This window comes from Terrilactibacillus tamarindi, from assembly GCF_009718825.1.
Taxonomy (GTDB): domain Bacteria; phylum Bacillota; class Bacilli; order Bacillales; family Sporolactobacillaceae; genus Terrilactibacillus; species Terrilactibacillus tamarindi.
In genome coordinates this window covers 1-361 of record NZ_WNHB01000064.1, presented here as the reverse complement: position 1 = coordinate 361, position 361 = coordinate 1, and the positions used below count along the sequence as shown (strand labels likewise).

Here is a 361-nt window from a genome sequence, read left to right as displayed (position 1 = left end):
TCAATATAAAAAATAATAATGGGGCCTTAGCTCAGCTGGGAGAGCGCCTGCTTTGCACGCAGGAGGTCAGCGGTTCGATCCCGCTAGGCTCCACCAATTATAAAACTTATTTTGTTAATTTGCTTGACATTAGGCAACAATAGTTATATACTATTAAAGTCGCTTAAATAGTTAGCGATTAATAAAGAGATTGTTCCTTGAAAACTAAACAAAAGCCAAGCGTAATATCAAACGGGTAACACCGATTGATTTCTTTGAAAAAAAGAGCGATGGATCAAATGAAACGATTTAATTATTTTTTTTGTTTATTATAAATGAACTAAAGCAGGTTAAGGAACTTTGACTAACGTCGAAGCTCACA

At 35.2% G+C, this 361-nt stretch carries 1 tRNA gene; it reads left to right on the top strand.

The features are described 5' to 3' along the window. The first annotated feature begins 20 nt into the window (after positions 1-20). A tRNA-Ala gene (locus tag GMB86_RS15365) sits at positions 21-96 on the top strand. Positions 97-361: the final 265 nt, after the last annotated feature.